The organism is uncultured Anaerobiospirillum sp. (genome assembly GCF_902485895.1).
Taxonomy (GTDB): domain Bacteria; phylum Pseudomonadota; class Gammaproteobacteria; order Enterobacterales; family Succinivibrionaceae; genus Anaerobiospirillum; species Anaerobiospirillum succiniciproducens.
Map to the genome: position 1 here is coordinate 1 of NZ_CABTML010000095.1, position 5,686 is coordinate 5,686.

At 42.2% G+C, this 5,686-nt stretch carries 4 protein-coding genes; 1 reads left to right on the top strand and 3 read right to left on the bottom strand.

Annotation, left to right across the window (positions count from 1 at the left end; translation table 11 throughout):
• Window positions 1-413 precede the first annotated feature (413 nt).
• Window positions 414-1,391 (bottom strand): glutamate racemase, encoded by a 978-nt coding sequence (murI, locus tag RDO37_RS07640; RefSeq protein WP_308498649.1) that lies wholly within the window; start codon window positions 1,389-1,391, stop codon window positions 414-416.
• A gap of 240 nt (window positions 1,392-1,631) precedes the next feature.
• On the opposite strand from murI, the gene trmA reads away from it, so the two are divergent.
• The gene (gene trmA, locus RDO37_RS07645) at window positions 1,632-2,822 is read left to right on the top strand and encodes a tRNA (uridine(54)-C5)-methyltransferase TrmA (protein WP_308498650.1); all 1,191 of its coding nucleotides are present in this window, start codon (window positions 1,632-1,634) and stop codon (window positions 2,820-2,822) included.
• A 292-nt stretch (window positions 2,823-3,114) separates the two neighbouring features.
• Here the strand turns inward: trmA and RDO37_RS07650 are convergent, their stop codons facing one another.
• Both RDO37_RS07650 and RDO37_RS07655 read right to left on the bottom strand, forming a co-directional pair.
• Window positions 3,115-4,365, bottom strand: a complete 1,251-nt coding sequence (locus RDO37_RS07650) for a malic enzyme-like NAD(P)-binding protein (RefSeq protein ID WP_027940089.1) — start codon at window positions 4,363-4,365, stop codon at window positions 3,115-3,117.
• Between the two features lie 717 nt (window positions 4,366-5,082).
• The coding region (locus RDO37_RS07655; RefSeq protein ID WP_308498651.1) for an ATP-binding protein at window positions 5,083-5,686 on the bottom strand (604 nt) is incomplete at its 5' end.

Consider the following 5,686-nt stretch of genomic DNA (forward strand, 5'->3'; position numbering starts at 1 on the left):
AAGCGCTTGGCTTTGTTTTGCTGTTTGCTTAGTGCGTTACAGCGAGGACGTATTTTAATGATTTGAACTCACACGTCAACAGATTTTTTGAACTTTTTTAAAAAAACTTTAATCATTTTTAATAAAACCCGATATATAAGCCGTTTATAGCTCAAAATTTTTTTGCGTAGTTTCGTTACAAACCGCCTCATTTGATTGCTTTACTACCATATTAGCAAACGCTAACCACAAATATTTTGAGATGAAGCTCTTACTTTTTTACAAATACTGATGCACTTGAAGCCATTTATTGCGATGCTAGAGTTTCACACTCTAATGTGTGCGGCCCACGAAGTATTAAGAAAAAGGGCAGGACGCTTTCGCGCCCTGCCCTTTTTCTTTTAACATGAACCTAATCCTGCTTAAGGAATGACTTAATGTTCTTTCGATAGCTCGTCAAAACTCAATAGCTCTCTAAAGTGGAAGTAGCTAAAGGTACTTTCCATCTTGTTACGCTCATCTTGAGAACATGTACCTGTATAAATTGCTACTTTTGCTCCTGAGGTAAATACCTCTGCATCTGAAAGACCTGGTACGTGAATTATCTCTTCAGCTGCTAAGAGATCATCATGATCTAAAACACTCTCCTCATCAATTTTTAGATCTGCATTCATTGTCTGTTGATAGCCTGCCTCAAGGATAGTCTTAACGCGACGAGCTACTGCCTCACCTGAATCAATTAGATGAATCTTAGGTCCAAGAATAGTTGAGATCTGTTCTTTCAATAAAGGAAAGTGCGTACAGCCAAGCACTACTGCATCAGGAGCTTTTGGACCATGACATGACCATATAGGCTCTAAGATTTCTTTGAGCTTAACCATGTCACAAGCCTTATGGCAAAACTCTTCATATGTCATGCGCTGCTGACAGGCACTTAAAAGTGCATCTTCAGCTAGTCGTACTAAATCCTCAGAACCAATACGCATCACCTTACAGTCATAGGCAAACTCATTGATTAAGAAATTAGTATAGGCGCGGCTACAGGTTCCTGGTGTTGCTAATAAGACAATCGACTTGTTTTTAGAAATCTTAGCTGCCGGTTTAATTGCAGGCACCACACCTACTATGGGTGTATCGATAGCCTCACGGATAATCGGCAGCACTGTGGTACTAGCTGTATTACATGCAACCACTATCACATCAGGCTTAATGATGGAGCAGGCCCTATCTAAGAGATTCTTTACTCTATGCTGCAGATACTCTTCGCTCTTATTACCATAAGGAAATCCTTCATGATCAAATAGATAGTAGTAAGAGGCATTAGCATTAAGCTTGGCTGTTTTAGTGAAAACAGAAAGTCCGCCCATTCCTGAGTCAAAAAACAAAACACGTGCTGCTCTGCCTTGCAACATCTGACAACTCCTATAGTAGAACTGTTAGCAGCCTTAGTAGCTACAACTTTCACTCATGTGCAGATTGTACAACTCATATGTATCTTGCGTTAGCTTAAGTACAAGATTCTTTAGTGTCTCATCGCAAGGATCGCATATTGATGGGAGTTTTGATAACATGCATGGCACTTTACAGTTGTATGGGTCATACTATGAGCCTTTGACAACTAATAGGCTATAACCCTTTTTGTGGATGCGGGCATGTTACCAACTTTATTGACAACTACTGACAAAGACAGATACCAAGATTACCTTGATGAGAAGATCGAACGTGTTTTCAATCTTATAAAAGGCACTCTTGCTACTGAGGATAATGCCCTTGGATTAAATGACCTCAATGCGCTTACTCCAGAGGTTCACCCATCCTTACCTGAGCATTACAGAATGCGTTGTGAGTTTGCTATCTTCCATCACGAAGATGGTCAAATCGACTATGTTATGTTCGAGCCAGGCAGCAAGCCTCGTAAGATGATCTTTATTAAGGACTTCCCAGGTTGCACAGTCTCAATTAATCAGGCTATGGCAGCCTTAAGAGAGCATGTCATCAAGTACCCTGAGGTCAAGCACAAGCTTTTTGGCGCTGATTTCTTATGTAACACTAAGGGCGATGTGGTCATCTCCTTAAACTACCATAAGAAACTCGTTGATCCTTTTACCGATGAGGCACATAAGCTAAGAGAAGATCTTAAAGCTGCAGGTGTATCTTGTTCTTTAGTGGCTCATGCTCGTAAGCAAAGAATCACTATTGGCGATGACTTTGTCATTGAAACCATTCCAACTGTTAGAGGCGATATCAAGCTTAAGCAAGTCGAAGGTACTTTCTCTCAGCCGAACGCTACTGCTTGCTCAGCCATGCTTAACTTTGCCATTTCATGTGCACAGTCCATCATGAAAGATGTCCCTGCAGGGCAAAAGCGCGACTTAATTGAACTTTATTGCGGCTCAGGCACCTTTACCGTGACCTTAGCGCCGCTATTTGATAAGGTCTTTGCCACTGAAGTAGCTCGTGTACCAACTGAGACCGCCATTTTCAACATGAAGCTCAACGAGATCGAAAACATCAAGTTAGCTCGTCTTAGTGCCCTTGAGGTTACCGAAGCCTTAAATCACGTCCGCACTTTCCGTCGTCTCAATGAACTAGACATCAACTTAGATGATTACGGTTTCTCTACCTTGCTCATCGATCCTCCTCGTGCTGGTTTACAAGATGAAGAGGCCTTAAAGTTCACCGCTCAATATGACAATGTCATCTACATTAGCTGTGGCCCAGAGTCTTTGGCATCTGATCTAAAGTATTTAAGCAAGACCCACAAAATCGCTCGTGTTGCTTTCTTTGATCAGTTCCCATACACAAACCACCTCGAAAGTGGTGTGCTCCTCGTGCGTAAATAGACAATCAGAGCAAATGCACTAATAGTGCTATCAAAGCTTGTGCGCAGATAGACAATCAGAGCGCATGCACTAATAGTGCTATCAAAGCTTACATGCGGCTAGATCATTAGAAGTGTTTTAGACATGCGTGTGCCTAAATAGGTACGCGCATTTTTTTTGTATCTTTGAAATATCGTTGGTTGAAACAGTTATAAGTTTGCTGCTTTTAACTGGCATAAAAAAAGGCCGATGATTTCTCATCGACCTCTTTAAATATTCATTGGTGTGACTTTAAGTCACATACTAATGATTATTAAGCCATGTAGTTCTCTGGCATTGGGATCTGAGCAACGCCTGAGTCAACAGCTGCCTGAGCTACTGCACGGGATACCTTCTTGAATAAACGTGGATCCATTGGCTTAGGAATTACGTACTCTGGGCCGAACTCAAGCTTATCAACTAAAGCAGCCTTAACAACCTCAGCTGGAACTGGCTCTTGAGCAAGCTCGCGGATAGCGTGCATAGCAGCAAGCTTCATTTCCTGGTTGATGCAGGTTGCACGTACGTCTAAGGTGCCACGGAATAAGAATGGGAAGCACAGTACGTTGTTGATCTGGTTAGGGTAGTCAGAACGGCCAGTACCAATGATGATATCTGGACGAACCTTCTTAACTAACTCTGGCTCAACCTCAGGATCTGGGTTAGAGCAAGCAAATACAACAGCCTTAGGAGCTAAGTGCATTAAGTCGTCTTCGGTGATTAAGCCTGGGCCTGATACGCCTAATAAGATGTCAGCGCCATCACATGCCTCAGATAAGGTCTTAGGACCAGCATCGTTAACAAAACGTGGCTTTTCACCATTGTTGTACTGAGCACGGTCAGAACGAATTACACCGTGACGGTCAACCATGAAGAACTTGCTCTTGTCAGCGCCAGCAGCGATTAACAGGTCGGAACAAGCGATACCTGCAGCACCTGCGCCTACGCATACGATCTTACAATCAGCAAGCTTCTTGCCCTGTAACTCAATAGCGTTCAGGATACCAGCGCAGCTTACGATAGCAGTACCGTGCTGATCGTCGTGGAATACTGGAACGTTGCAGCGCTTGATGAGCTCACGCTCAATCTCAAAGCACTCTGGAGCCTTGATATCCTCAAGGTTAATACCACCGAAGGTATCAGCAATGCACTCAACAGTAGTAATGAACTCTTCTACAGACTTGTGCTTTACTTCAATGTCAATAGCATCAATTTTTGCAAAGCGGTTGAATAAGAGAGCCTTGCCTTCCATAACAGGCTTAGAAGCCAGAGGGCCAAGGTTACCTAAACCTAAAATTGCAGTACCGTTGGAGATAATAGCAACGGAATTACCCTTACCAGTGTAGCGGTATGCATCAGCAGGATTCTTAGCAATCTCACGAACAGGCTCAGCTACACCAGGGCTGTAAGCTAAAGTTAAGTCTCTTGCAGTCTCAGCAGGCTTAGTGATGGTGATCTTGAACTTGCCTGGTACTGGCTTCTCATGATATTCCAGAGCGGCATCGTGTAATGACTGTTGATCCAAGGTGTCCCCCTTAAATTCTTTAACTACCTGTGAATTCTTTAGCCATCTTAACAAAGTTGATGTAACCAAAGTTACTACGATCTTTGCTAAGTGAAATCGCCTAACGCACATGGCTCTCCATGCATTGGCGAGAGTTATTCATTGAAGACAGGAGAGCACTCCTGCCTTATGCCTTCTTGATCTAAAAGGACCTCAAGTAAACAACTTGAACAGTCTAATGCCATACATATTACTAAAAGTGCTAGCACCGTCTCGATTTTTGCAAATATCTCTCAACCGTTCTCATGATCTTTGATCTGACTCTCAAATCGCTACTATTAGACAGTAGAAAAGCACTTATCCCTTGCAAAACGAAAATGCTCAAGATCTTTTGACAAATAAGCCATTGACGAGGACAACGCACTGTAATAACTTTCGTGCTGTAGTTGGCAGGTAGGTTTTTTCATGTTTGGCATTGTAAACTTTTTCAAAATCTTCCTTTTTGATGGTTTATTTGCATTAAACAAGCCATTGTTATGGCGGCATCTTTAGATCTTTCTCAATCAGAAGACTCTGTTTTTTTCATTTTTTAGGAAAATTTTTAGTTTTCCTCCATTATTATCGGCATTTTAACTATTTAATAGTTTGCTAATAGACTTTAGGTGCTCCATGAATAATGAAAAAGCTAGGACAGCAAAGCCATCCTAGCTTGTTCTAATGTAGTGTTTAAAACTAGAGCTACTTCAGGCAAATACCTGGGTTAAGCTTGGTAAATTTGCGTACTCTTAAGCTAGCAGGGCCTGCGTGCTTAACGATAATTGCAGAATGCATGATTCTGTCAAGTGCCGCTTTGCGTGTTTCAACCAAACCCTTAATGCACTTAATCCACTCGTTAGGCTCTTGATTTGAGGTAAAGATCATGGATAGACCGTTAGAGTCTCTATGATCAACCAGTCTGTAGAACAGATTGCTGATTTCAAGGTCCTCAGGAAGACAGTGACCGATGTCATCAATAATTAAGAGCTTACAGTTAAAGAGCTCTCCTTTAATTGTTTCACCATAGCGTTCTTGGTGCTTTTTAAGCCTCTCAAAGAAGTCGCTAGCATTAAAGAATAATGTGCGGTATCCTTGAGAGATAGCTAGCTTCCCGAGGTGAATTGATAGCAGGTTTTTTCCTAGTCCTGGACCACCGTGCATCAATAAGAAAAGGCCTTTATGTAGCCATCTGGTTGACAAGAGCTCTCTCACAAGCTCCTGTTCAGCCTGACATAGCGAGAGATTGTACGACTCTCTTGCTAGTCCAAGAGGGAAGCCAGCTCCAACATAGAGATTGGTAACACTA

Bases quoted from the DNA above. Each gene is read 5' to 3' on its own strand.
- murI (WP_308498649.1), bottom strand. From the start codon at position 1,391: ATGTTGCAAGGCAGAGCAGCACGTGTTTTGTTTTTTGACTCAGGAATG.
- trmA (WP_308498650.1), top strand. From the start codon at position 1,632: ATGTTACCAACTTTATTGACAACTACTGACAAAGACAGATACCAAGAT.